This window comes from Aureimonas sp. OT7, assembly GCF_014844055.1.
GTDB lineage: Bacteria > Pseudomonadota > Alphaproteobacteria > Rhizobiales > Rhizobiaceae > Aureimonas > Aureimonas altamirensis_A.
Genome location: NZ_CP062167.1, coordinates 2,601,499 through 2,626,529, shown reverse-complemented (window position 1 = coordinate 2,626,529; position 25,031 = coordinate 2,601,499). Strand labels below are relative to the sequence as shown.

At 66.1% G+C, this 25,031-nt stretch carries 21 protein-coding genes; 5 read left to right on the top strand and 16 right to left on the bottom strand.

Annotated features, from left to right (window positions below):
• Positions 1 to 3 precede the first annotated feature (3 nt).
• The 3 genes from IGS74_RS12535 to IGS74_RS12525 are packed head-to-tail and all read right to left on the bottom strand — an operon-like array spanning position 4 to position 3,279.
• The gene (locus IGS74_RS12535) at positions 4 to 1,083 is read right to left on the bottom strand and encodes a tartrate dehydrogenase (protein ID WP_192386531.1); all 1,080 of its coding nucleotides are present in this window, start codon (positions 1,081 to 1,083) and stop codon (positions 4 to 6) included.
• A gap of 22 nt (positions 1,084 to 1,105) precedes the next feature.
• Positions 1,106 to 2,080 (bottom strand): tripartite tricarboxylate transporter substrate-binding protein, encoded by a 975-nt coding sequence (locus IGS74_RS12530; RefSeq protein ID WP_192386529.1) that lies wholly within the window; start codon positions 2,078 to 2,080, stop codon positions 1,106 to 1,108.
• Positions 2,081 to 2,112: 32 nt separating this feature from the next.
• Complete coding sequence (locus IGS74_RS12525) at positions 2,113 to 3,279, bottom strand: mandelate racemase/muconate lactonizing enzyme family protein (protein WP_192386527.1); 1,167 nt, start codon at positions 3,277 to 3,279, stop codon at positions 2,113 to 2,115.
• 92 nt (positions 3,280 to 3,371) lie between these two features.
• On the opposite strand from IGS74_RS12525, the gene IGS74_RS12520 reads away from it, so the two are divergent.
• Positions 3,372 to 4,253, top strand: coding sequence for a LysR family transcriptional regulator (locus IGS74_RS12520; protein WP_192386525.1), 882 nt, complete (start codon positions 3,372 to 3,374; stop codon positions 4,251 to 4,253).
• Here IGS74_RS12520 and IGS74_RS12515 read toward each other — a convergent pair.
• Entirely contained in the window at positions 4,207 to 5,622 is a 1,416-nt protein-coding gene (locus IGS74_RS12515; protein WP_246723149.1) for an MFS transporter, read from the bottom strand. The two genes, IGS74_RS12520 and IGS74_RS12515, sit on opposite strands and share 47 nt — an antisense overlap.
• Positions 5,623 to 5,707: 85 nt before the next feature.
• Between IGS74_RS12515 and IGS74_RS12510 the strand changes: the two genes are divergently transcribed.
• The 3 genes from IGS74_RS12510 (at position 5,708) to IGS74_RS20290 (ending at position 7,125) form a co-directional block, all read left to right on the top strand.
• Positions 5,708 to 6,460 (top strand): sulfite exporter TauE/SafE family protein, encoded by a 753-nt coding sequence (locus tag IGS74_RS12510; RefSeq protein ID WP_246722544.1) that lies wholly within the window; start codon positions 5,708 to 5,710, stop codon positions 6,458 to 6,460.
• Between the two features lie 94 nt (positions 6,461 to 6,554).
• Positions 6,555 to 6,833, top strand: coding sequence for a type II toxin-antitoxin system RelB/DinJ family antitoxin (locus IGS74_RS12505; protein ID WP_192386521.1), 279 nt, complete (start codon positions 6,555 to 6,557; stop codon positions 6,831 to 6,833).
• A 64-nt stretch (positions 6,834 to 6,897) separates the two neighbouring features.
• Complete coding sequence (locus IGS74_RS20290) at positions 6,898 to 7,125, top strand: type II toxin-antitoxin system YafQ family toxin (protein ID WP_192391779.1); 228 nt, start codon at positions 6,898 to 6,900, stop codon at positions 7,123 to 7,125.
• A gap of 17 nt (positions 7,126 to 7,142) precedes the next feature.
• Here IGS74_RS20290 and IGS74_RS12495 read toward each other — a convergent pair whose 3' ends face one another.
• From IGS74_RS12495 to IGS74_RS12465, 7 genes are all read right to left on the bottom strand, one after another.
• Complete coding sequence (locus IGS74_RS12495) at positions 7,143 to 8,369, bottom strand: YeeE/YedE family protein (protein ID WP_192386520.1); 1,227 nt, start codon at positions 8,367 to 8,369, stop codon at positions 7,143 to 7,145.
• 130 nt (positions 8,370 to 8,499) lie between these two features.
• On the bottom strand, positions 8,500 to 9,663 hold the full coding sequence (locus IGS74_RS12490; protein WP_192386519.1) for an ABC transporter permease: 1,164 nt from the start codon (positions 9,661 to 9,663) through the stop codon (positions 8,500 to 8,502).
• The gene (locus IGS74_RS12485) at positions 9,660 to 10,658 is read right to left on the bottom strand and encodes an ABC transporter permease (RefSeq protein ID WP_039193995.1); all 999 of its coding nucleotides are present in this window, start codon (positions 10,656 to 10,658) and stop codon (positions 9,660 to 9,662) included. Before IGS74_RS12485 ends, IGS74_RS12490 begins: the two co-directional genes overlap by 4 nt.
• 6 nt (positions 10,659 to 10,664) lie before the next feature.
• A complete protein-coding gene (locus tag IGS74_RS12480) occupies positions 10,665 to 12,581 on the bottom strand; it encodes an ABC transporter substrate-binding protein (protein WP_192386518.1) in 1,917 nt (638 codons plus the stop codon).
• Positions 12,582 to 12,597: 16 nt separating this feature from the next.
• Positions 12,598 to 13,812, bottom strand: coding sequence for an FkbM family methyltransferase (locus IGS74_RS12475; protein WP_192386517.1), 1,215 nt, complete (start codon positions 13,810 to 13,812; stop codon positions 12,598 to 12,600).
• A complete protein-coding gene (locus IGS74_RS12470) occupies positions 13,812 to 16,448 on the bottom strand; it encodes a dipeptide ABC transporter ATP-binding protein (protein WP_192386516.1) in 2,637 nt (878 codons plus the stop codon). The genes IGS74_RS12475 and IGS74_RS12470 overlap by 1 nt, the downstream gene beginning before the upstream one ends.
• A gap of 42 nt (positions 16,449 to 16,490) precedes the next feature.
• Positions 16,491 to 17,135 (bottom strand): histidine phosphatase family protein, encoded by a 645-nt coding sequence (locus IGS74_RS12465; RefSeq protein WP_192386515.1) that lies wholly within the window; start codon positions 17,133 to 17,135, stop codon positions 16,491 to 16,493.
• Between IGS74_RS12465 and IGS74_RS12460 the strand changes: the two genes are divergently transcribed.
• Entirely contained in the window at positions 17,134 to 18,138 is a 1,005-nt protein-coding gene (locus IGS74_RS12460) for an SDR family NAD(P)-dependent oxidoreductase (RefSeq protein ID WP_192386514.1), read from the top strand. The genes IGS74_RS12465 and IGS74_RS12460 overlap by 2 nt on opposite strands.
• Here the strand turns inward: IGS74_RS12460 and IGS74_RS12455 are convergent.
• The 5 genes from IGS74_RS12455 to IGS74_RS12435 all read right to left on the bottom strand — a co-directional run bounded on the left by IGS74_RS12455 (position 18,129) and on the right by IGS74_RS12435 (position 24,907).
• A complete protein-coding gene (locus IGS74_RS12455; RefSeq protein ID WP_192386511.1) occupies positions 18,129 to 19,469 on the bottom strand; it encodes a UDP-glucose/GDP-mannose dehydrogenase family protein in 1,341 nt (446 codons plus the stop codon). The genes IGS74_RS12460 and IGS74_RS12455 overlap by 10 nt on opposite strands.
• 111 nt (positions 19,470 to 19,580) lie before the next feature.
• Entirely contained in the window at positions 19,581 to 20,819 is a 1,239-nt protein-coding gene (locus IGS74_RS12450) for an adenylate/guanylate cyclase domain-containing protein (protein ID WP_192386509.1), read from the bottom strand.
• Positions 20,816 to 21,691 (bottom strand): MBL fold metallo-hydrolase, encoded by an 876-nt coding sequence (locus IGS74_RS12445; RefSeq protein WP_192386507.1) that lies wholly within the window; start codon positions 21,689 to 21,691, stop codon positions 20,816 to 20,818. The genes IGS74_RS12450 and IGS74_RS12445 overlap by 4 nt, the downstream gene beginning before the upstream one ends.
• 10 nt (positions 21,692 to 21,701) lie before the next feature.
• Positions 21,702 to 22,169, bottom strand: coding sequence for a cyclic nucleotide-binding domain-containing protein (locus tag IGS74_RS12440; protein WP_039194006.1), 468 nt, complete (start codon positions 22,167 to 22,169; stop codon positions 21,702 to 21,704).
• Complete coding sequence (locus IGS74_RS12435; RefSeq protein ID WP_192386505.1) at positions 22,166 to 24,907, bottom strand: ABC transporter ATP-binding protein; 2,742 nt, start codon at positions 24,905 to 24,907, stop codon at positions 22,166 to 22,168. Before IGS74_RS12435 ends, IGS74_RS12440 begins: the two co-directional genes overlap by 4 nt.
• Positions 24,908 to 25,031: the final 124 nt, after the last annotated feature.

Sequence of the window (25,031 nt, the reverse complement as noted above, 5' to 3'; positions counted from 1 at the left end):
CGCTCAGCCGATCTCGGCGGCGATGGCCTTGCCGGCGGCCATGGTGTCGGCCTGGCCCCCGAGGTCGCGCGTGCGGCCGGACGGGCTTGTCAGCACGCGCTCGATCGCCTCCACGATTGCCCTGGAGGCGCTGGCCTCTCCCAGATGCTCAAGCATCATCGCGGCCGTCCATATCTGGCCGACCGGGTTTGCTATGCCTTGTCCCGCGATATCCGGCGCCGAGCCGTGCACCGGCTCGAACAGGGATGGAAAATCGCCCTCCGGGTTGATGTTGGCCGACGGGGCGATGCCGATGGTGCCCGTGCAGGCCGGACCGAGATCGGACAGGATATCTCCGAACAGGTTGGAGGCGACGACGACGTCGAACCTGTCCGGGTTCAGCACGAAATGCGCGGTCAGGATATCGATGTGATATTTGTCCCAGCGCACGTCCTCGTAGGCCTTCGCCATCTCCTCCACGCGCTCGTCCCAGTACGGCATGGAAATGGAGATGCCGTTGGATTTGGTGGCAGAGGTCAGGTGCTTTGCCGGCCGCGTCCGGGCCAGGTCGAAGGCATAGCGCAGGATACGGTCCACGCCGTGACGGGTCATGACCGTTTCCTGAAGAACCACCTCGCGCTCGGTGCCGGGGAACATCCTGCCGCCGATGGACGAATATTCGCCCTCGGTATTCTCGCGTACGACATAGAAGTCGATGTCGCCGGGCTTGCGCCCCGCCAGCGGGCAGGGCACGCCCGGCATCAAGCGCACCGGGCGCAGGTTCACATACTGGTCGAATTCGCGGCGGAACTGCAGCAGCGAGCCCCAGAGGGACACATGGTCGGGTATCTTCTCCGGCCAGCCCACCGCCCCGAAGAAGATCGCATCGTGCGAGCCGATCTGCGCCTTCCAGTCTTCCGGCAGCATCGTGCCGTGCTTTTCGTAGTAATCGTAGGACGCGAAGTCGAACACGTCGAAGCGCAGGTCCAGGTCGAATGCCCTGGCGGTCGCCTCCAGAACCCGGATGCCTTCCGGCATGACTTCCTTGCCGATGCCGTCACCCGCTATGACCGCGATCCGGTAGGCGTTTCCATTGCTGCTCATCTTCAGGTTCCCGTCCTTTGGGCTATTGTCCGGCGGCAAGCCCGGCGCGCTCGATGAAGGGGCGCCAGAACTCGATCTGCGAGGTCAGTTGCGTTTCCAGCGCCTCGGGCGTCGCATCCGCCTGCGTCACGGGCGCGGTGCCGAGATCGGTGAATCGCTGCACCAGTTTTTCGTGTGTCAGGCCCTTCTGCAACGCCGAAACCAGCGCATCACGGACATTCGGTTCGATCCCTTTCGGGGCGTAGACCCCATGCCAGACGGTGATGACGAAATCGTCCAACCCGGCTTCGGTCGCCGTCGACACGTCGGGCAGTTGCCCGATGCGGCCCGGCGTGGTGACGGCATAGGCCTTCACCTGCCCATCCAGGATCGGCTGCGTGGTGTTGGTGGTCTGGTCGCATGTCAGGTCGACATGGCCGCCCAAAATATCTGTCATGATCGGCCCGTTGCCCTGATACGGCACGGTGGTCATTTCGGTATCGATGGCCGACATGAAGAGCATGCTGCACAGATGCGACGCCGCACCGACACCCGCATTGGCCAGCGTGTAGGCCTGCGGGTCCGCCTTGATGGCCGTGACCAGCTCCTGCAACGTGCCTTCCGCCATGTCCTTGCGCCCGATGATCGTCATCGGCGCATTGGTGACGAGGCCGATCGGCTCGAAGCTCTCCACCGGATCGTAGGGAAGATTGGCATACAGCGACGGCGCCGTGGACATGCCGATATGGTGCACGAGGATCGTGTAGCCATCCGGCGCGGCCTGCGCTGCCTGCCCGGCGCCCAGCGTGCCGCCGGCGCCGCCGACATTCTGCACCACCACCTGCTGCCCAAGCTCCTGCGACATCGCCTCGGCGGTCAGCCGGGCGACCGTATCGGTGGGCCCGCCCGCCGAGAACGGCACGATCATGGTGATCGGCTTGTCGGGATAGGATTGCGCCATGGCGCAGAACGAGACCGCGCTGAGCAGCGAGGCCATGGTGAAAGCGTATTTTCTCATTGTTTCTCCTCCCCTTGCATTATTTTTTTAATCTACTCGGCAATCTCCCTCATGACGCTGTACAGCGCCGATTTCGCCTCGAAGCCTACGCCGGGAATATCGGGAAGGCCAACCAGGCCGCCTTCCACGGCGATGCCGTCGGCGAAGCCGCCAAAGGGCTGGAACACGTCGGGGTAGGATTCATTGCCGCCGAGATGCAGGCCGGCTGCGATGTTCAGTGACATCTGGTGCCCGCCATGCGGCACGACCCGGCGGCTGGACCAGCCCAACTCTTCCATGACATCCAGCGTGCGCAGATATTCGACGAGGCCGTAGGACAGCGCGCAATCGAACTGCAGCCAGTCCCGGTCGGGGCGCATGCCTCCATGGCGCAGGAGATTGCGCGCGTCCTGATGCGAAAAGAGGTTCTCGCCCGTTGCCATCGGCCCGGCATAATGGTTCGCCAGTTCGGCCTGCAGCGCGTAATCCAGCGGATCGCCTGCTTCCTCGTACCAGAACAGGTCGTAGGGGCCGAGCGCCTTTGCATAGGCGATGGCGGTCTCCAGGTCGAAACGGCCATTGGCGTCGACTGCCAGGCGGGCGCCGCTTCCGACCACCGACAGCACGGATTCGATGCGCCGGAGATCCTCGTCGAGGGGGACGGCGCCGATCTTCATCTTGACGACCTCGTAGCCCCGGTCGAGATAGGATCGCATCTCGTCCTTGAGCTTTTCATCGTCCTTGCCCGGGTAGTAGTAGCCACCGGCCGCATAGACCCAGACCTTCTCGTCGGCGACGCCGCCGCGATACCGGTCGGCCAGGAGGCGCCATAGCGGCACGCCGGCAATCTTCGCGACGGCATCCCAGACCGCCATGTCGATCGTGCCGACCGCAACCGACCGCTCGCCGTGGCCGCCCGGCTTCTCGTTCTGCATCAGCGTGCGCCAGATGGCGAACGGGTCCAGATTGTCGTTGCCAGCGTCCACCAGCGTCTTCGGGTCGGCTTCCAGGAGCCGCGGGAAAAACCGCTCGCGCATCAGCGCGCCTTGCCCGTAGCGCCCGTTGGAGTTGAAGCCGTAGCCGATCACCGGCTTGCCATCGCGCACGACATCGGTCACCACGGCGACCACCGAACAGGTCATCTTCGAAAAGTCGATATAGGCGTTGGCGATGGGAGAGGCGATGGACACCGTCTTCTCCCGGATATCAACGATACGCATGGGCAAGCTGCTCCTTTTTCCTTCGGCATGGATACGGCTTTGATCCGCCGTCGATCCAATGCCATGATCGGCTAGCCCCATGCCGTGTCGGCATGGGCGTTGATGAGGGCGACGTGGACGGCATCTGGCTTGAAGACTTCATGGCGGTGGTGGAGGAGGGTGGCTTCTCGCGGGCGGCGGCCTGTCGCAACGTGACCCAACCCGCCTTCAGCCGGCGCATCCGCGCGCTGGAGGCATGGGTGGGTGCATCGCTGTTCCAGCGCCTGCCGCACGGCGTGGCGCTGACGCCGGCGGGGGAAGCCTTCGCCGAGCTGGCCCCGGACCTGCAACGCCGCATCGCCCATATTGCCCGCAGGGCACGGGAGGCTGCCGGGCCGACCACGTCCGCTGTGCCTTTCGCCGCCACGCAGACCCTGTCCTTCGTTTTCTTTCCCGATTGGATCCGGCGCATGGGCGAGGGGTTCGAACTCGGGCCCATCCAGCTCAACGCCGCCAACATGGCAATGTGTGCCGAGATGATGCGCCGGCAGGCCGCCGAGTTCCTGATCTGCCATCATCACCCGTCCATCGACGATCCATTCGATGGGCGGCTCCAGCATCGCGTCATCGGCAGGGACAGGATGGTGGCCGTTCACGCGCCGGGGTTGGATGGGGGCGACATTCCGCATCTCGCCTACAGCACCGAATCGGGGCTTGGCCGTATCGCTTCCGCCTGTGTGCCCTCGGTCACCGTTGCCACCGGAGAAAGCCCAGCCTTCACGTCGCATCTGGCCGCCGCCTTGCGCGGCGCAGCGGTGGGCGGAGCCGGCTATGCCTGGCTGCCGCTGCAACTGGTGGCCGGCGACCTTGCGGACGGCAGGCTCGTGCGGATGGCGGGCGACCTGCCGGAGATCGACATCAACATCTGCATCTTCCGGCAGGGGGTTCTCAGCGCCGCGGCGGAACGGGTGTGGAAGCGCGTGCTTCTGGCCTGACGCCGCCGCGCGTCGCGACATAGCCTGCGATGGCCGACAATGCCGACAGGATGGCCGCGCCAAACATGGCCAGTGCGGTTGCACGGCCGATGCCGGCATCGCCGAGACTGTCGGCGGCAGCGCCACCGAAAGCGAAACCCAGGGCGGCGACGGCCAGAAGGCTTCCCGTGCGGGCCGCCACGTTGTTGATGCTGGACGCGGTTCCGCTGCGCCCCTCCGGAACCGCGTCCAGCACCACCGTCGTCAATGGCGGCACGGCCATGGTCATGCCGCAGCCGAGGACGATCAGACCCGGAAGATAGCCGAGCCAGTAGCCGGCTTGCGGCGCGCCGACGCCGATGAGCGCGAAGCCGGCCGCGGCGAGAAGCGGTCCGACGGTCAGGGACAGCCTGGGTCCGGCCCTGGCTGCATAACGGCCCGACAGGCTCGAGAAGAGACCCATGATGATCGAGATGGGAAGCAGGGCCGCACCGGCTTCCAGCGCGTCGAAACCGCGCGCCTCGATCAGGGACAGTGGCACCATCAGGAGGCCGCCGGAAAACGCCGCATACAGAAGCACGGTTTGCAGGTTGACGCCGGAAAACACCCGGTTGGCGAACAGGTCCGGAGGCATCATCGGGTTGGGGCAGCGGAACTGCCATGCGATGAAGCCGGCAAGAAACGGCAGCGACAGGGCAAGCAGCATGCCACCTTGCAACAAGGCTCCTTCGCCCATTCGCACCAGGCCGAGGCTCATCAGCCCGAGGCTTGCGGTCGCAAGCGCGGCCCCCGCAAGATCGACGGGACCGGCATCCCTGGCTGCATCGCGGCCGCCTGCCGGGCGCGCCAACGCCCATGCGGCCGCCGCCAGCGGCAGGTTTATCAGGAAAACGACCCGCCAGCCGGCGACATCGACCAGAAATCCGCCGAGAAGCGGCGCGATGGCGGTGGTTATGGCGCTGGATGCGGCCCAGATGCCAATGGCCCGGCCCCGTGCCTCGCCACGAAAATTCTGCGCCAGCAGTGCCAGACTGGCGGGCACCAGCACCGCGGCGGCCATCCCCTGGAACAGGCGCGCGGCAATCAGCCAGCCGACGGCCAGGGCGAGGGCGCAGAGCAGGGAGGCCAGGGAAAACAGAACGAGACCGAGGCGGAAGGTACGGGCATAGCCGCGCCGGTCTCCCAGCGTCCCGGCCGGCAGCATCAGGCTTGCCAGCGTCAGCAGGTAGCCGCTGACCACCCATTGCAGGGCGCTGAACCCGGCCTCGAGGCTGGCGCCGATGGCGGGCAGCGCGACGTTGACGACGGTTCCGTCGATGAAGGTCAGGCTGGAGCCGAGGATTGTCGCGGCAAGGATGCGCCATTGCGCGCCAGTGAATGCGGGTGTCACGGCCAAGGGAGCCCTCCTGCACCCGCCAGGCGGGGATTTGCGATAGAAGCAACTAAATAGTGCGCAACCGCGATTCGAGGACGACGTGCCCGAGACGATCGACGTGGGCTTCATCATCGCCGCCACGCTGGCGGCGTTTTTCGTGGGCCTGTCAAAGGGCGGACTGTCCATGGTGGGCATGCTGGGGGTGCCCGTGCTGGCCCTGACCATGCCGCCCTTGCAGGCGACGGCCCTTCTGGCCCCGATCTACGTGGCCAGCGACATGGTCGGCGTCTACCTGTACCGGCATCGCTTCTCTGGCCGCAACCTGGCCATCCTGATCCCGGCGGCGGGCCTTGGCATCGGCGTCGGCTGGGCCACCGCCAGCATCGCCGATGCGCGCCTCGTGACGCTGATGATCGGGCTGATCGGCCTTGTCTTCTGCGTCGACATGTTCCTGAAGCGCAAACGCACGGTGCCGCCGCGCCCGGCCGATGTGCCGCGCGGCGTCATCTGGGGCGCGGTCATCGGCTTCACCAGCTTCGTGTCGCATGCGGGCGCGCCGCCCTTCCAGGTCTATGTCCTGCCGCAGCGGCTGGAAAAAACTGTCTTCGCCGGCACGACGACCATCACCTTCGCGGCGGTCAACGCCATGAAGCTGGTACCCTACACGGCACTCGGCCAGTTCACCCTGCGCAATCTGGAGTTTGCGGCGATGCTTCTGCCGGTCGCGCTTGTCGGCACGGTTGCGGGTTGGTGGCTGGTGCGGGTGCTGCCGGAGCGCGGCTTCTACCTTTTCGTGCAGACGACCCTGTTTCTCGTGTCGCTGAAATTGGTGGCCGACGCGTTCTTGTCCTAACCGTTCGGCCTAGTAACGCACCGGAACGAGTAGCGCGGATTCCGTGAAGATGTGCCTCATGCGAGCTATTCAGGACATGGAAAGGAGGCCGGTCATGGCTTCTCGTGCATTTGTGCGCGCCCGCATCGACGAGCGCATGAAAGACGAGGCAGCGGCCGTGCTGGCCGAAATGGGGCTGACCGTGTCCGATGTTGTGCGGATGACGTTGACCCGCGTTGCAAAGGACAAGGCTTTGCCCTTCGAATTGAAGGTACCGAACGCCGAAACGCACGCCGCGATTACGGAATCGCGCGCCTTGGCGAAGGCCCGTAAGGCACGGTTCAGCAGCGGTCAGGAATTGTTTGATGGCCTCGACGAAGAAAACCGCAAGTAGAAAGTGGGCTTCGCTGCCAAGATCGGCCGACTATACGAAGAGCTTCGTAAAGGATTGGTAGCGGCTGTCCCGTTCTGGCCGCTACAACATGCGCCAGATCAAGAAGGCCATGCTTCTTCTGATAGCGAACGACGAACCGCTCGGCCCGGAATGGCTTGACCACGCCTTGAAAAGGGACTGGGCCGACCACCGGGAATGTCATATCGGCGGAGATTGCCTTCTGGTGTTTTGGGTGGACGGCAACAGCGTGATCTTCGTGCGCGCCGGTACTCACGCTGATCTGTTCGAGTAACCGACGCGTTCCAATCCTTAAGCGCCGTCGCCGCGGGCGACCGCGCCGCGTCGTTCCGCAAAGAAGAAGGGACGCAGCTTCACACCCACGACGTTGCCCGCAAATGCCGCGACCGCCCACAGCCAACCGTGCAGGCTGCCGGACGCGATGCCGGAAAAGTAGGCCCCGATGTTGCAGCCATAGGCAATCCGCGCGCCGTATCCGAGCAACAGTCCGCCGATGATGGCCGCCAGCAGGGAACGCAGCGGGATACGCAATGAGGGGGCGAAACGGCCCGCCAGCGCCGCAGCCAGCATGGCGCCGGCGATGATGCCGAAATTCATGACCGAGGTGATGTCGGCAAAGACGCTTTCCGACAAGGCGCGGGCATTGCCCGGCATCTGCCAGTAGGCCCATGCGGTCGGGTCTATGCCGACAAGTTGCGCGGCCTTGGCACCCCACAGGGCAAAGGCGGAGGTGATGCCCCATGGCCGACCGGCCAAAGCCAAGGTGACGAAGTTGAGGATCGCCAGCGCAACCGCACCGAACACCAGCGGCCACGGGCCCCGCAGGTAACGCTGCAACCCGTGGCGGGGCGAGGGCGGCGCCTGCTCCAGCCTGCCGCCGTTGCGACGCTTTTCGATCACCACCGTCAGGGCAGCGATGGCCGCGAACAGGGCCAGCGAAACCGCGATGCCGAGCGGCGCGCCGAGCGAGACCAGCGTTACCGGCTGGAATGACGGGAGGGCTAACCACCAGTCGAAATGAATCGTGGCCAGGACCGAGCCGATGATGAAGAACACCAGCGTCACGACCATCCGGGCATTGCCGCCGCCCGCGGTGAACAGCGTGCCGGATGCGCAGCCGCCGCCCATCTGCATGCCGATGCCGAACATGAAGGCGCCGATGACGACCGAAGTCGATAGGGGGGAGACGTTGCCGCGCACCTCTTCGCCGAAAAGCGTGCCGGAAGCGAGGGCGGGAAAAAACAGAAGCACCGCGACGGCCAGAAGCACCATCTGCGCCCGAAGGCCACGCCCGCGCCCCTCCAGGATGAAGACCCGCCATGCCGAGGTAAAGCCGAAGGCCGCATGATAGAGCGCCATTCCCAGGGCGCCACCCGTCAGGAACAGCGCCCCCTGCCTGGGGCCGAAGGCCAATGCCAGCGCGACCGTGCCGATGGCGAGAGCGGCGAGCGCCCCGAAGCCGGGAAGCCCGGGGGATGGGGCCGTGGCACCGGGACGCGGTGCGGCGATGGTGGACATGGCGAACCTCGGAAATGGGGGATGGCTGTGTTTGACGCCGAAGATAGAGCGGGCCCGGCCGCATTGCGAAGCATGGCTTATCATATTTCCGGCCTGACGCGGCATGGTGTTCTATCGGCAGGCCCCGGCCCTAGACCTGGGCGTGCGGATCCAGCGCGTCGCGCAGGCCATCTCCGAGAAACGAGAAGGCCAGCACCGTCGCGATGACGGGCAGCATCGGGAACAGCAGCCACGGATACAGCGCCACGGCCTCGATGTTCTGCGCCTCCGTCAACAGGACGCCCCAACTGGTGATCGGCGGCCGCAGCCCGAGGCCGAGAAAGCTGAGCGCCGTCTCGGCGAGGATCATGGTGGGAATGGACAGCGATGCCGAGGCGATCAGATGGCTCATGAAATTGGGGATCAGGTGTCGCCCGATGATACGGGCGGGCCTGGCCCCCATGGTGACGGCGGCGGCGGTGAAGTCTTCCTCGCGCAGGGACAGGAGCTTGGAGCGCACGGCGCGCGCCAGCGACGGCCAGTCCAGAAGGGCGAGAATGAGGGTGATGCCGAAATAGACGAGAAGCGGGCTCCAGGTGACAGGCAGCGCAGCGGACAGGGCCAGCCACAGCGGAAGCTCGGGAATGGAGCGTAGCACTTCCGTCACACGCTGCACCCAATAGTCGATCCTGCCTCCGAAATACCCGGCCATGCCCCCGAAGAACAGGCCGAGCATGAAGGACAGGGCAACGCCGACGAGGCCGATGGTGAGCGATATGCGGGCGCCGTAGAGAATGCGCGACAGCATGTCCCGCCCCAGCCGGTCAGTGCCCATCAGGAACAGTGTGCCGCCCTCCGGCGGGCAGACCAGATGCAGGTCGCCCTCGACCAGGCCCCAGAAGGAATAGGGCTCGCCCCGGCAGAAAAAGCTCAGCGGCATCGGGGTGGTACGCTCTTCGGCATAGCTGCGCTCGAGCGTCTCCATGTCGAGCGTTCCCACCATGCGGTAGGTGAAGGGGCCGATGAAACTGCCCTCGTGGAAAAGATGCACCGGCTGCGGCGGCATGAAGATGAAATCGGTATGGCGTGCGGCCAGCGGATAGGGCGCCAGGAACTCGGAGATCAGGATGGAGGCGTAGGCCAGCCCGAGGAAGACCAGCGAGAACAGCGCCAGCCGGTGCCGGCAGAAGCGCCACCAGACGAGCTGACCCTGCGACGCGCGCAGGAACCGCTCCGACCGCATGGTGCCGACGGCCTGCGTGCGGCCAGGGTCGAACGGCTCGGTGGACACGAAATGGGGCAGCCGCCCGCTCATGCCTTGCGCTCCGCCTGCAGGCGGACACGCGGATCCACCATGGCCAGCAGGATATCGGACAGGAACATGCCGACGACGGTCAGCAGCGCCAGGAACATCAGGAAAGAGCCCGCCAGATACATGTCCTGGCTGCGCAGGGCCGACAGCAGCATCGGCCCCGTGGTCGGCAGCGACATGACGGCCGAGACGATGACGGAACCCGAGACCACCTGCGGCAGCAGGGTGCCGATATCTGAGATGAAAGGATTCAGCACGGCGCGCAGCGGATAGCGGCGCAGCAACCGGCCCTCGGGCACGCCGCGTGCCCGCGCGGCGACGACGTAGGGGCGATGCAACTCGTCCATCAGATTGGCCCGCAGGCGGCGGATCATTCCGGCGGTGCCCGCCGTGCCGATGACGACCACCGGCACCACCAGATGCGCCAGCAGCGATCCGGCCTTGGCCGCGCTCCACGGCGCATCGACATATTCCGGATCCGTCAGTCCGCCGATGGACAGCCCGAAATAGCGGTTCGACAAATACAGAAGGATCAACGCCAGCAGGAAGTTGGGCGTCGCGAGCCCGAGATAGCCCAAAAACGAGAGCCCATGGTCTGCAAGGCCGTATGGGCGAGTCGCCACATAGATGCCGATGGGAAAGGACACGGCATAGATGAAGAGGATGGTGGCGAAGTTCAGCACCAGCGACAGGAAGAGGCGGTCTCCGACGACGTCGCTGACGGGCATGCCGTATTCGAAGGAATAGCCCAGATCGCCCTGCAGCAATCCGCCCACCCAGGTCAGGTATTGAAGCGGCATGGGCTTGTCGAGACCGTATTGCTGGCGCAGGAACTCGATCCTGTCCTGGTCCACCGTCTCGCCCGATGCCTGCATTTCGGCGATGGTCGTGGTGAGGTAATCGCCGGGTGGCAACTGGATGATGACGAACACGATGACGCTGATGGCCAGGAGGGTACCCGCCATCGTCGCCAGCCGTCGCGCAACGTAAGACAGCATCGCCGTTCAGCCCCGCCCTTCGGCCACCTGAGCGGGCCGCGTCAGGAAGAAGCTGTCCGGCCGGTACATGCCGAAGAAGGCGCCGGGGTTCCAGTTGTAGATGCCCCGCTGGGGAACGTTCTTCAGCCGGTCCGATACCACGACGATCTGGTCGATGTTGGATACGATGCCGATACGCAGCGCCTCGTCGGCGTTGATGCGCAGCATCTCGCGCCAGATTTCGGCCTTGCGGGCGTCGTCGGTCGTTTCGCTCCACTCGGCGTTGAGTGCCAGCAACTGCCTTGCTGCCGGCATGTCGGGCTCCGTCCCCGACGAGCCCTTGGTCTCGTACCAGGCCCCCCAGGCCGGCCATTCGGGCTGCCGTGAATTGGTGGGCGCGAGCTCCGCCGGATCGGACTTTGCATTGGGCAGCGCATTTTCGAGGCCAGTCCAGACCGACATCAGCGTCAGCCCTGCCGATATCCGGCGCTCCATGGTTTCGCGCTCGCCGGTGCGTGTGATGAGCGTGATGCCCACCCTGGCGAGGTCTTCGGCAACGAGCTCCAGCACATCGACCTGCTCGGTATCCTCGCCGGCCGTCTCGACCACGATGATCATCGGCCGTCCGTCGGGCAGAAGGCGAACCCCTCCGGGTCCGCGCTTGTCGAGGCCCAGCCCGTCCAGAAGTCTTTGCGCATAGGCGGGGTCGTAGCCGGCATAGAGGTTGGCCGTGCGCGCGTCGTAGAGGGGCGATTGTGGTTCCACCGTATCGATGCCCGGCCGCCCCAGGCCGTAATAGATGGCCTTGTTGATGTCCTCGCGGTTGATGGACAGCGACAGGGCGCGGCGGAAATCCGCCTGCCGGAAAAGTTCGGCCCAGACCGGGTCCTGAGCGTTGAGGTTGGGAAACAGCACCAGCCGCGAGCCGCGCCCGCTCTGCCAGCGCCGCACTTCGAAATCCTCGATCTTTTCGGCCCGGTTCAGGAAGGCGAAATTGGCGAGCCCCAGATAGCTGGCCTGCAGGTCGGCTTCCCCGGCGCCCGTCTTGGCGGGGATCAGGCGCGGGGCGGCGATGCTCATCGCCACCTCGTCGATATAGGGAAGCTGATGGCCCTCCGGGTCGACGCGGTGGAAGTACGGATTGCGGGCGAAGATGAAGCGGTCCGATGGCGGGAACGTTCTCAGAACCCACGGCTCCAGCGAGGGCATGTCGGGATTGCTGTTCTTGTAGGCCTGGTCGAACTTGAAATGCAGCGCGACCCAGTTGCGCTGGCCCGCCTGCGCCACGGCGCGCTTCAACTGCTCCGGTTCTGCGTAGCGGGCATGAAACTGCTTCAGGTAATGGGCCGGGCGGAAGATGTAGAGCGGTTGCGCGCCTGCAAGCGCGGGCAGGAAATACGGGTTCGGCGCATCCCATTCGTAGCGCACGGTCGAAGCGTCGGGAAAGGTGACGCGCGGCGGCTTGCCGTCCACCAGCAACTCGCGCGGGGGACCGTAGGGGGCGAGTTCGGAATTGTTGGCGATGTCTTCCCAGTAGTAGCGGAAATCGTCGGCGGTGAAGGGCGCGCCGTCCGACCAGCGGTGCCCCGACCGCAGGCGGAAGGTGAAGATGCGACCGTCCTCCACCTCGACGGCCTTGGCGATGTCGGGTGCAAGGGTGCCCTCGGGCGTGTAACCGAGGAGGCGGGCGTAACCATACACGACCATGCGCCGCGTATCCTTGGCCTGGCCCTCGATCAGCCGCAGCGTGCCGCCATAGGAGCCGATCTCGCCGCCACGGGCGCGGGGATCGTAGATCAACGGCTCGTCGGGGATCCGCTCCGAAACGGGTGGAAGGCTTCCATCCGCCACCCGTTCGGCAAGGACCGGCGGCTCACGCCAGTCCTGCGCCAGGGCCGGCGCGGCCATGGCGGCCAGGAAAAGGAGGATCGCGGGCAGCCGCATGCGTTGCAATCTCCGCTCAGGCGGCACGGGGCAGCACCAGAAGGTTGGTGTGTCCCTTGTCGGAAAAGACGCGCTCGACACCGTAATCGTTTTCGCCGAGCCAGATGCGGAAGGCATCCGCCGTGATCTCGGCCACCTCGATGAAGATGGCGGGGCGATTGCGTGCGATAACGCCCTTTGCGCCGGACAGGACGTCCATCTCCATCGCCTCGACATCGATCTTCAGAAAGTCCACCGGTCCGGTCAAGAGGGCATCGAGCGGCTGAACCTTTATGTCGCCCGTCACATCCTCCACCAGCCGGGTCGCACCAAGGCCGCCGCGCTCGGACCGTTCGGCGCGCATGGCAAGCGGCCGTGCGCCGACGCCATGGTGCAGCATCGAAAGGTCCACATTGGCAAGCCGGTTCCACGCGACGGCGCGCGACAGCATGGCTGCCGCGTCGGGAAGTGGCTCGAACGGGATGACGCGGGCCGCCTGCATCGGACCGGCGAAGAAGATGGTGTGGTTGCCGGTGTTGGCCCCGATATCGGCGATCACGCGCCCCGGCCCAAGCCGGCGGGAAAGCCAGGCCAGCTCATCGGCCTCGAAGAACTGGCCACGCGTCTGCTGCCGCTCAATGCCGGCATTGCGGCCCGTATAGGGTAGAAAATACCGCCGGTCGCCCCAGTCGACGGCAAGCCTGGCCGGGTCCAGCGCAAGACGCGCCAGGATGGCTCCCCGTTCTTCCGTCTGCAGCGGCTCCGGCTCGTCGGGCCGCTCGCTCAAGGGTTGCGCCAGCTTGACGGTGCGCGCATGGGCCCACAGCGCGAACAGGGTGGCCACCGCGTCGGCATCGTCGAAGTGTCCGGCCTCGGCAAGCCGCAATATCGTGTCGGTGCGGGCCAGGACCGTCTGGCCCACCCACCAGTTCAGCAGCGCGTGGGGCAGCCGCTCCGCCGCGTCGAAGGCCAGGCGCGACGGTCGCCACAGGGCCGGCGGGGTCCCCGTGGCCAGCGCCCCGAAGACGATGTCGTAATGCAGGCTGGCCAAGGCGACCCTGTCCAGCGCCGTTGGCGATGGCGTCTCCCCCGGGGGCGTGTGGAACAGCCATTTGCAGCCTTGCTGCCTCGCAGCGCCTGCGAGGGCGGCGAGGCGCGTGCCGAAGGGCGCAGCATCGGGCAGACGAACCGCCTCCACAGCGCCGAAAGGCTCCGCAGCCGCCAAGGTCGCGTCATTGGCCGCAAGGCGCATCAGGCGGTTTCCCGTTCTCTATGGTCAATCGATGGGTCCACGGCGGCATAGGTGCCCCCACGGCTGTAATTGTCCTGCCAGGCAATGAGCGGATCGGTGAAGGGGCCGCTCGCATACAGGCCGAACTTGAAATAAGGGCCAAGCGTCTGGTTGCGGTAGCCCAGCGGCCCATTGAAGCGGAACAGGCTTTCGCCATTCACGAAGCATTCCACAGCCCCTTCGCCGCCAATGGGCCAATGGACGCGCAGAACGAAGTCCATCCATGCGCCGGGCGTTGCCGGCGTTTCCCCGAACAAATGGACGATCTCCGGTGTGGACGATGCGACGGCGCCGGCGGCGCCGGTGAAGCGCAGGACACCGTCCCGGTAACGCAGGGCGACGGGCGGCTTGCCGGATGGCTCGCCGAGCCGGGCCTGGTCATGCCATTGCGCCAGCACGATGGAGGTGCCCGGGGGCGCCGCAAAATCGACCGGCAGGAACGTGGAGAAGCCATACCAGCATTCGGTGCCGAGGGGAGCGTTCCACCAGTCGCGCAATTCGGCGCGGTTGCCCTGGCTGACCGTGTCCTGGGGCCGAAGCTCGAAGCGGCAGGAAAAGCGCCCGGTGCGGGCATGGGACGTGTCCGTCCGCGCCGACCATGGGCCGACGAGACGCCGTGTGCTCCAGCCTGCAAGCGTGCCGTCCTCGAAATCCAGATGCACCGTCGGCTCGCCCTTCGGATCGGTCTCGATGGCGCGCGCGATCTCGTCGTGTTCCGCCCGGCTTCGTCCGCCAAGCTCGGCATCCCCCGGCACACGGTGGGCGCGTACGGAATGGTCCGGGCCCACGGTCACCATGCCGGGCTCCGTGCCGGCGGCGTCGGGCAGAAAATCGGCTCCCCATTGCGAAGGCCCCGATTGCGTCAGGCCGATGGCGTCCAGGTCCAGCCGGTTGTCGGGGTCCGGCTCCGGCACGGCGCGGATCAGCGACCGCGTGTAGGGGTGGCGCGGATCGGCGAAGAGGGCGGCGCGCGGCGCCGTTTCCACCAGCCGCCCGCCAGACATCACGGCGATGCGGTCGGCCAGGTAGTCCACCACGGCCAGATTGTGCGAAATGAACAGGCACGTGATGCCGAGCCTGTCCTTCAGGTCGCGCAACAGGTTCAGGATCTGCGCCTGCACGGACACGTCCAGCGCGGAGACCGGTTCGTCCAGCACCAGGAGCTCAGGCTCCAGCGCCAGCGCCCGGGCAATGCCAATGCGCTGGCGTTGTCCGCCGGAAAAACTGTGCGGGTATCGGGCCATGTGGCTTTCGTCGAGGCCCACCAGCCGAAGCAGGTCCAGGGCCGTGTCCCGCCGGCTGGCCGGCGTGCCGATCCCGTGGATCTTCAGAGGCTCGGCAACGATGGCGCCGACGGTCATGCGGGGATTGAGCGCCGAATAAGGGTTCTGGAACACGAACTGGATGCGCCGGCGCCACTGGCGCAGGGCTTCGCCCTCGAGCGCCAGCACATCGACGTCGCTGCCGTCCCGGCCTGCCATGCGGATGCTCCCGGCATCCGCCTCGATGCTGCGCGCCAGGATGCGCGTAACGGTCGTCTTGCCGCTGCCGCTTTCCCCCACCAGGCCAAGGCACTCGCCGCGTCGGATTTCGAAGGAGACGTCGTTGACGGCCGGCGGCGCGGCCTCGCCTTTGCGGCCCGGCCACAGCCCGCCCTTGCGCCTGGCGAAACGCTTCTGCAGGCCCTCGGCCCGCAACAGCACCGCCTGGTCGGGGGGCGGCTGCCTGGGCGTAGCCGGCAGCGAAACGTCGATCTCGCGCAGTGGCTTCAGCCGTTCGTGCCGCGGCATGCCGATGCGAGGCACCGCACCCACCAGCGCCTTGAGATAGGGGTGGCGCGGCTGGGCGAAAAGCTCGTCGGCCATGCCACTTTCCATCACCCGTCCATGGTGCATCACCACCATCTCGTCGGCGAGGTTGGCGACCACGCCAAGATCGTGCGCGATCAACAGGATGGCCGTCCCATGGTCACGCTGCAGGTCGCGCAGCAGGCGCAGGATCTCGGCCTGTACCGTCACGTCCAGAGCGGTCGTCGGCTCGTCCGCGATCAAAAGGGCGGGGCGGGTTATGGTGGCCATCGCGATCATCGCGCGCTGGTTCAGGCCGCCGGACAATTCGAAGGGATAGGCGTCTATCTGCCGCTCCGGCTGCCGGAAGCCCACGGCGGCCAACGCGTCGATCGCCCGTTTGCGGGCCTGTCCCGCGTCGACCTTCTCGTGCAGCATCAGTGCCTCGACGATCTGCGCGCCGATCGTGTGGAAGGCCGAAAAGGAGGTCGAAGGCTCCTGGAAGATCATGGATATGCGGGCGCCCCGCAGGGCCGTGAACGTGTCGGACTGCGGCGGCAGGGCGGCAAGGTCGAGCGGCCCGGACAAGCCGTCGTCGAACAGGATGCGCCCGGCCTCCATGCGCGCCGCGCCCGGGAGAAGGCCCATGATGGCATGCGCCGTGACCGATTTGCCGGAGCCCGATTCGCCCACCAGCGCCACCGTGCCACCGCGTGGTACGCGGAAGGAAACGCCGCCGACGGCGCGCACGCGGCCCGATGGCGCATGAAAATCGACGATCAGGTCTTCGATCTTGAGGAGGTCGTCCATAGGCCCTTGGCGGAAACGATCGGCGGTCAAGCATAGCGCGCTTCAGTTGCGCATATCCACAGTGTCTGGTTGCAGGTACAGGACGCCCTCCCGCCATTCCATGAGCAATGCGTGCCCCTCTGCCGGAAAGCGGATCGGCGGCTTGCCCACCATGTCCCAACCCGTCGCCAGCGCAAGCAGCGCGCGCATGACGCCCTTGTGCGTCACGATGACGGCATCGGAGGTTGCCTGCGCCAGCACCGCCACGGCGCGCGCGCCCGTTTCACGCGGCGTTTCGCCGCCCGGTGGCCGGAAATCGAGGCCGGCGGCCTCGCGGCGGGCGAAATCCGTGCCGCCCCCGGCGCGCATCCCGGCAAGGGTTGCGCCTTCGAGCGTTCCCCAGTCCATCTCCACCAGCCTGTCGTCGACGACGGGCGACAGGCCCATGGCGCGGGCCGTGTCGAGACAGCGCCGCAGCGGGCTGCTGAAACAGGGCGCCCGGCAAAATCCCGCCGGCACGCGCCAGGTCAGCGCGCGTTCGTGCCCCTCGGGCGACAGCGGACAATCGGTCCGGCCCTGTATGCGGCCATCCGCATTCCAGGCGGTGGGGGCATGGCGCAGAACCAGAAAGCGACGGCGCTGCCCTATGCCTTTGCCCGTGGCCGCGCTATCGGAAGGCATCGCCACCATCCGCGCGGGACCGTTCATGCGTATTCTCATTACCGGTTGCGCCGGTTTCATCGGTTTCCATCTGGCGCGCCGGCTGCTGGATGCGGGGCACGAGGTTACGGGGATCGACAATCTGTCGCCCTATTACGACCCGGCCCTGAAACACGCCCGGCTGGCTCAGATCGAAGGCCGGAATGGTTTTCGCTTCGTCGGCATGGATATCGAGAGCGCGGCGGAGCTTGTCTCGCTCTTCGCGATGGAGCGGCCCGAGATCGTTTTCCATCTGGCGGCGCAGGCGGGGGTGCGACACTCGATTTCGCACCCGCAAGCCTATGTGGGCGCCAACATCGTGGGTACGTTCAACATGCTGGAGGCATGTAGAGCCCACACGCCCGCGCATCTGGTGCTCGCATCCACCAGCAGCATCTACGGCGCCAGCACATCCATGCCTTTCGACGAGCGCGTCCGTACCGCCGAGCCGCTGACCATTTATGCCGCCAGCAAGGGTGCGGGCGAGTTGATGGCCCATTCCTATGCCCATCTCTACGCCATACCCACCACGGCGGTCCGGTTCTTCACCGTGTACGGGCCGTGGGGCCGGCCCGACATGGCCTATTACATCTTCGCCCGGCGCATCCTGTCCGGGGAGCCGCTGCAGATCAACAATAACGGCTCCAGCCTCAGGGACTTTACCTACATAGACGATCTGGTGGAGGCGATGGCCCGCCTGATGGACGCCATCCCGGGCGAAGACGGCCGCGTCGAGGGCGATACGCTGAGCGCCGTTGCACCCTATCGCGTCGTCAATGCGGGCGGCGGCCAGCCGGTGGGGCTGATGGATTTCGTCGCGGAAATCGAAAAGGCGGCCGGGGTGACGGCGCAGAAGCTGTATCGCCCGCTGCCCGCCGGCGATTCCGACGCAACCTTTGCCGATACGCGGTTGCTGCGCGGCCTGACCGGCTACGCGCCGCAGACGCCGATCGCCGACGGTATCCCGAAATTCGTCGGCTGGTATCGCGCGCAAGGCTTCCGCTACGCCTGACGCCGGAGGGGTAGGGCGGTCGCCGCCGGGCCGCGTCCCACCCCATGATGGATCAGCCCGTGCTCGGCCATCGCCGCGTGGCTGTAGACGTTGCGCAGGTCTATGAAGACGTTGCCGCGCATGCGGGTCGACAGGGCCGCAAGGTCCAGCGCGCGGTAGGCGTTCCACTCGGTCACCAGCACCACCGCGTCGGCGCCCCTGGCCGCCTCGTAGGCATCTTCCACCAGCCGTACGTCCGGTAACAGGCCACGGGCGTTTTCCATGGCGCGCGGGTCGGTTGCCGTAACGTCCGCCCCGGCGGCCTTGAGGGCCTGTGCCAGGTGAATGGAAGGGGCTTCGCGCATGTCGTCGGTGTTCGGCTTGAAGGACAGGCCCAGCAGCGCCACGCGCAGGCCCTCGACGCTGCCGCCGAAGGCATGCGCCACACGGGCGGCCAGCCCTTCCTTGCGCGCCAGATTGCCGGCGACGGTGGCTTCCACGAGCGCCAGCGGCGCGCCATGGGCGCGCGCCGTTTCCAGAAGCGCCTGCGTATCCTTGGGGAAGCACGAGCCGCCATAGCCGGGGCCGGCATGCAGGAACTTCGGGCCGATCCGGTTGTCCAGCCCGATGCCGCGTGCAACCTCCTGCACGTCCGCGCCCAGCCTTTCGCACAGATCGGCCATTTCGTTGATGAACTCGATCTTCATCGCCAGGAAGGCGTTGCCGGCATATTTGACCAGCTCCGCATCGCGCCGGCCGGTGAACAGGAGCGGCGCCCGGTTGATCGACAGCGGGCCGTAGACGGCCTCCATCACGGCCCGGCCGTGCGCGTCCTCCGTGCCGACGACGATCCGGTCGGGGCGGCAGAAATCCTCGATGGCCGCACCCTGGCGCAGGAACTCCGGGTTGGAGACGACGGAAACGGGGCGTCCCGGCGCCAGGCGGGCCAGTTGAACGGCGATCCTGTCTCCGGTGCCCACCGGTACGGTGGACTTGGTGGCCACCACCGCGCCCGGCTCGAGGTGCCGGGCGATGCTCTCAACCGCTGCTTCCACGAAGCTGATGTCGGCGTGGCCATCGCCGCGCCGCGAGGGCGTGCCGACCGCGATGAAGACGACATCGGCATCGGCAACCGAAGATTGCATATCGCTCGAGAATCGCAGGCGTCCGGCGGAAACGTTGGTTGCCACGAGCTGGTCCAGTCCCGGCTCGAATATCGGCATGACGCCGGCCTCCAGCCCCTGGATGCGGCCGGAATCCCGGTCGACGGCGGTGACATCGTGCCCAAAATCCGCAAGGCATGCGCCGGAGACGAGCCCGACGTAACCACAACCGATCATAGCTATGCGCATGGATGCCCACCTTTCTGCCGGATCATAGGCAGGCAAACCATAAGTCGCGTCAATTGCAGTTGTATGATGCCGGCGGGCTACGGTCCGTTTCAAAAACGGCGACGCGAAGCCTCAACCTTGGGGTGTTCGGTCCGGCACAAGGGCGAATAGCGGGACGGCGTCGCGGAAGCCGCGCAGCGGCACGGGCCCCATGGCCTGCCAGCGGTGGGGCGCGGCCTGGGCGATCTCTTCGGTGGCCAGGACGCGAACGCGCATGGTCTTCGTCATCTTTTCCATGCGCTCGACCTCGTTGGCGCTAGGGCCGATGACCGAGAAGGACAGGCGCTGGCGTATGCCGATATTGCCAAGGCGGACTTCGCCGACACACATGGCTATGCCGAAATGGATGGGGGGCTGGCCCTTGGTGATCCGCCGGGCATTGACGTGCTCGGCCATCTTGAGGGCCGCGTCCGCGGCCTGCATGCCGAGAAGCGATGCCTGACTTTCGCTGAATGCGGTTTGCGAAATCGGAAAGATCGCCATTACGGCGTCGCCGATAAAGGCGAGGATTTCCCCGCCGGCCTCCACCACGGCACGGCCGGTGCTGTCGAAGTAGTCGTTGAGCAATGCCAGATAGGGTTCGCTGCCCATCGATTCCGCCAGCGCGGTGGAATCGCGCAGGTCCGAGTACCAGATCAGGGCCCGCACCTGGCTGCCGCTGCCCAGCGTTATGCGCCCGCCCAGCACTTCACGCGCGATGGTGGGGCCGAGGTAAGTGTTGGCGACGCCGAAGATCAGGCGAGGCAGGGCCAGCGACTTGCACACCATCGCGACATAGCGCTGGATACGCCCCAGAAGTTCGACGGCGTCGTCGGAAAAGCCTGCGGGATCCTTTGTCGCCCAGGCGACATAAAGCCCGAAATCCAGGTCCGAACTGCCCTGGCGCAGCATGGAGCCGTCGGCGAAGAGTTGCGTGCGCAGGGCGATGAAGTCCACGAAGGCCTCGCCGCGCAATTCGTCATACAGCGGAAAGGTGGGGTCCGGGGTTGGCCCGTCGAGCCGCGCGCGCAGGAGGTTGGAGCGATTGTCGAGCATCCATTTGACGGTGCTCTGCCGCCAGGCCGTATCGTCCACGCGCTCCCGGTCGAAGCTCTGGCTGGTGACACCGAATTGCGTGGTCCACAGCAGGGTCTCGGCCTCGAACAAGGGGTGCAGCGTCGGCCAGGTCAGACGGCAGCGATGGACGGGCACGCCCAGCGTCGTCAGGCGGCGGGCCAGTTCCGGCACTACCGATTTCAGCGGCGCATCGGCCAGCACCTCGCCGACCATCCATTCGCCGAGTTCGTGCAGGCTCTTGCTGTCAATGCTCATGCAGGTGCGCCTGTGCGGGCGGGAAGCTCGAATACCTGCCCGATGCGGGCCGCCGTCGTGCCGGGGAAGACGGCGCGGCAGGCGGCTTCCGTCTGGCAGAGGACCGCGTCCGAATGCTTGAACGAATGATGGAAAAGCACGAGCTGGCCGATGCCGGCCCGCTTGCAGAGCCGTACGCCTTCCTCGTGCGATGAATGGCCGTAACCGCGATAGCGCTCCATCTCCGCATCCGAGTAGGTCGTGTCGTAGACCAGAAGATCGGCATCGCGGACGAAATCGGTGAGCGCCTCGTCGACGGTGCCGGGCGTGTGCTCATGGTCCGTTGCATAGACCAGGCAGCGCCCCGCATGCTCGATGCGGTAGGCCACGGCGCCGTTGGGGTGGGTGAGCCTGTAGGTCGTGATCGTCGTGCGCGGCGTCGGTTGCAGCCTATCCCCCGGCTTGAACGTGATGAAGCTCAGCCGCGCTTTCAGCGCCTCGATGCCGACGGGGTGGAAGGGCGCGCGCATGAAGTCGCGTACGAGGGCCTCGCACGAGGCGCCGTCCATCATGTGCCCGGCATGGACGCGGACCGAGCCTGCCGGATCGTACATCGGCATGAAGTAGGGCAGGCCGATGATGTGATCGTAATGCATGTGGCCGAAAAACAGGTCCACATCGTTCCAGCCGTCCGCGGCCAGGGCCCGCCCGCACTCCACGATGCCCGAGCCGGCGTCGAAGACGAGCGGGCGCCCGTCCGCCTCCACGAGGACGCAGCAGCTACGGGCGCCGAATTCGCTCGGGTCGTCCGGTGCGGACGGGATAGAGCCGCGTGCGCCGAATATGGTGAGGCGCAATCCATCGAACGCCCCGATCCGCTGTCTCTCTGTCATGGTGCCCGCATTACATGTCCGGCCGCTCGCCTTCGCCGCGCAGCATCACCAGATCGGCCGATGTGCGGGACAGGCGCTGCGCCAGCTCCCGCAGCATGGCGAGCGCCATGCCCGGGAAACTTTCCAGCATTTCAGCCAGACAATCCTTGGCGATGCGCAGGGTGCGCAGCGACGTCGCCGCCTGCACCGTGGCGGTACGGGGGACATCGCACAGGATGCCGATTTCCCCGACGATCTCATGCTGGCCGAGGCGCGCGAGCTGGATGGGCCCGATGGGCGAATCCGCCAGCACGACGACCTCGCCGGACAGGATCACATAAGCGCTGTCGCCGGGCTCTCCCTGTCGAAACAGAACTTCCCCGGCGTCGAAGCGGACCATCTCGCCCGTATAGGCGAGCAGCTTCAACTGCGGTGTTTCGACCCCGGCAAACATGGGGCTGCGGCGAAGAACTTCGACTTCGTCCGTCAACAGGCTCATGGGGTGGCTCCCCTTGCTTGACGCGGCTCTCCGCGTAGGGCCTCAACGGGAGATTGGCCCAATGCCGCATCGTCGGCAAGGGCCTTGTCCTCCACGATGCGTCCGCCCTTGAACGTGATCAACCGCTCGAACTGCGTGGCGACGGCAAGGTTGCCGACGACCCAGAACACCCCGAAGGGCCGCTTCTCATCCCGTCCACGCGCCAGCGTGGCCTGAACGATCTTCTGCTGCAGATTGCTGTCCAGCGATGACAGGCAGCGGTTGGCGATGAGGTAGTCCGGCGCCTTGAGGATGGCGCGCGCCAGCGCCAGGCGCTGCTGCTGGCTGACCGTCAGTCGCTTGGCGCCGGACCCGATGTCGTAATCCAGGGCTGCTTCCAGCACGATGTCCGACAGGCCGTTGGCGTTGATGACGTCGACCAGGATTTCATTTAGCGCGTCGCTGGTGGCGGAGGTGACCTCGCCGACGCGGCCGAACACGATATTGTCGCGGATCGTGGCCGAAGGGTTGAACTCGCCCGGTTCGTAAAGGTCCACCTCGGCCAGGAGCCTGTCCGAGGCCCCGGCATGCAGGGAACGGCGCGCGTCGATGATGCGCTGCTTCAACGTGGCGTCGAGAAGGCCCAACCTGAAGCGCGGCTCGGCATAGCCGAGCGCCAGCCGGATCAGCTGTCGCCGGTCGTCCGGGTCCGCCGCTCCGGTGGGGCGTCCCTCGATGCGGGCAAGGAGGGCGCGGAGCGCCTCGATCTCTTCGGCCGAGCCGATGGACATGCGCCGGAACAGAGGGTTGCCTTCCCCCATGCCGCCGAACACCTCGACCAGTGTTTCGGCCATCTTGCGCCCCATTTCGGCCAATGGGGCATCCAGGCCAGTAGACAGGATGATGTCGCGCACCTCGGCCAGCGCGGTGAGTTGGGCAGCCATGGATTCCTCGCCGCGCATCGCGCCGAAGACGATGTTTTCGATGATGGTCGCATCGGACAGGAAGGCATCCGGCGTGAAAAGCTGGACCGCCTTGGCAAGCCCGCGCTCCTGCAGCCGCGTGCTGAAATCGGCGCGGGCCCGCAGAATGGGCGCCGCCGCCGCGGATACGAGCGTGGCCGGCACGATCGAGCCGAGGCCGATGCGCTTGATGTCGCGCGTCAACTGCGTGATTTCCAGGACGTTTCGGATCGCCGCGAGCCTTTCCTCGTGGCTGGCGCCGATGGCCGTATGGTCCACCCAATCGCCTTCGGGGGTCTCCACGCTGTTGCCCGAAGCGACGGATTCGGCGCGCGCCAGTTGCTCCCGGCGCGTGACGGCCGGCGGAAGCTTGTCCTCCAGCCGGTGCATCAGCGGGTAGAAGAGGGCAGCCCTGAGGCTCGACTGCGGAAAGTAGGTTGTAGTGTCGACGAAGGCGATGCGCCGGCCGGTGATGCGCTCCGGCAAGTCCGCCAGGGCCCTTCCGCCATCGGTGATCGCTCCCTCGGCCGGCTGCGACAGAAGTGCCAGGGCCTCGGCCACGCTTTCGGCGCCGTCGCCGACGGGGCCCGTCGCCGCGACCTGCTGGGTCAACGGCAGTACGAGGTCGATGGCGGTGGCGAGCGAGATGCCCGTTTCGTCGCGGATGGTCACGCCCTCGAGGCGCAGCGGCCCGGTGAGGTGCGGCACCTCTCCGTCGACCTGCGCCTGCGAGCGCGGATTCAACAGGCCGTCCACATAGAACTGGTCCATCACCTGTTCGTATTTGACGTTGACGTCCAGGCGCGTCAGGTCCCAGTCGATCAGGTCTTTCAGCGGCGAGGGAAGCTCGCGGTAGGCGGCGATGGTGGCCACCAGCGCACCGATGTCCATTTGCCCCGTGATGGCGAAATAGCCGCCGAACAAATAGAAGATGAAGGGCGTCGCCTGTGACAGGAAGTTATTGAGAAACTTAACGAAAAACTTCCACTGATAGATATCGAAGCGGATCAGGAAAATGTGCCCCAACTCGTCCGAGATGCGGGCCCGCACGAAGTTGGACACATCGTTGGTGCGGATGGCGGGCATGCCCTCCACGATCTCGCCGACGCTGCCGGCAAGTCGCCTTGCAGCCAACTGGCGCTGCCTGCCCAATATCAGCAGCCGGCGCCTCATCCGGGGAATCACCACCACCTGCAGGCCCATCACGGCCAGGGCCACCAGGCCGAGCGTGAAGCTCTGCACGAAGATGAAAACCATCGCCGTCAGGATCTGGCTCATCAGGTAGATCGGCTGGATGACGGCATCGCCGATGAAGCCGCCGATCGGCTCCAGCTCGTCCTTGACCATGCTGGCGATCTCGGCCGGGCGTACCCGCCGCAGCCGCCGCATCGGAAAGCGCAGCACCCGGTCCACCATCTCGAAGCGCAGTCGGCGCAGCATCCGCTCGCCGAGACGGCCCTTGTAGATGTTCAGGTAGTATTTGAACGCGCCATTGACGATGACGAGGCCCAGGAACAGCGCCGACAGGATGTAGAGAGCCTCGAGCCGCTCCAGCTCCAGGCCGGGATAGACATCCGCTCCGCCGAAAAAGGGCAGGAAATCGGGCAGGCTCCAGCGGAAATAGGTGTCGGCACTGCCATCCTCGAAGCCCGAGCCCTGGATGGGGCCGTTGATGATGAGCTTGGGCAGGTTGAGCGACAGATAGAGCGGCACCACCGACACGAGGACGACCACCAGCATCCAGAGCTGCTGGCGTTTCGTGTGCTTCCAAAGGTAGCTGTAAAGGGATGGCGCCATGAACGGTTCGTTACCTGCCGAGCTGCCTTGCCAACGCTAGCAGCAGAGAAGTACGACAGGTAGTCGTTTCCAGTGCGAAGTGCGAGCATGCGTTTATCAGCGTCTCGAAACGGTCCGGTCGCCT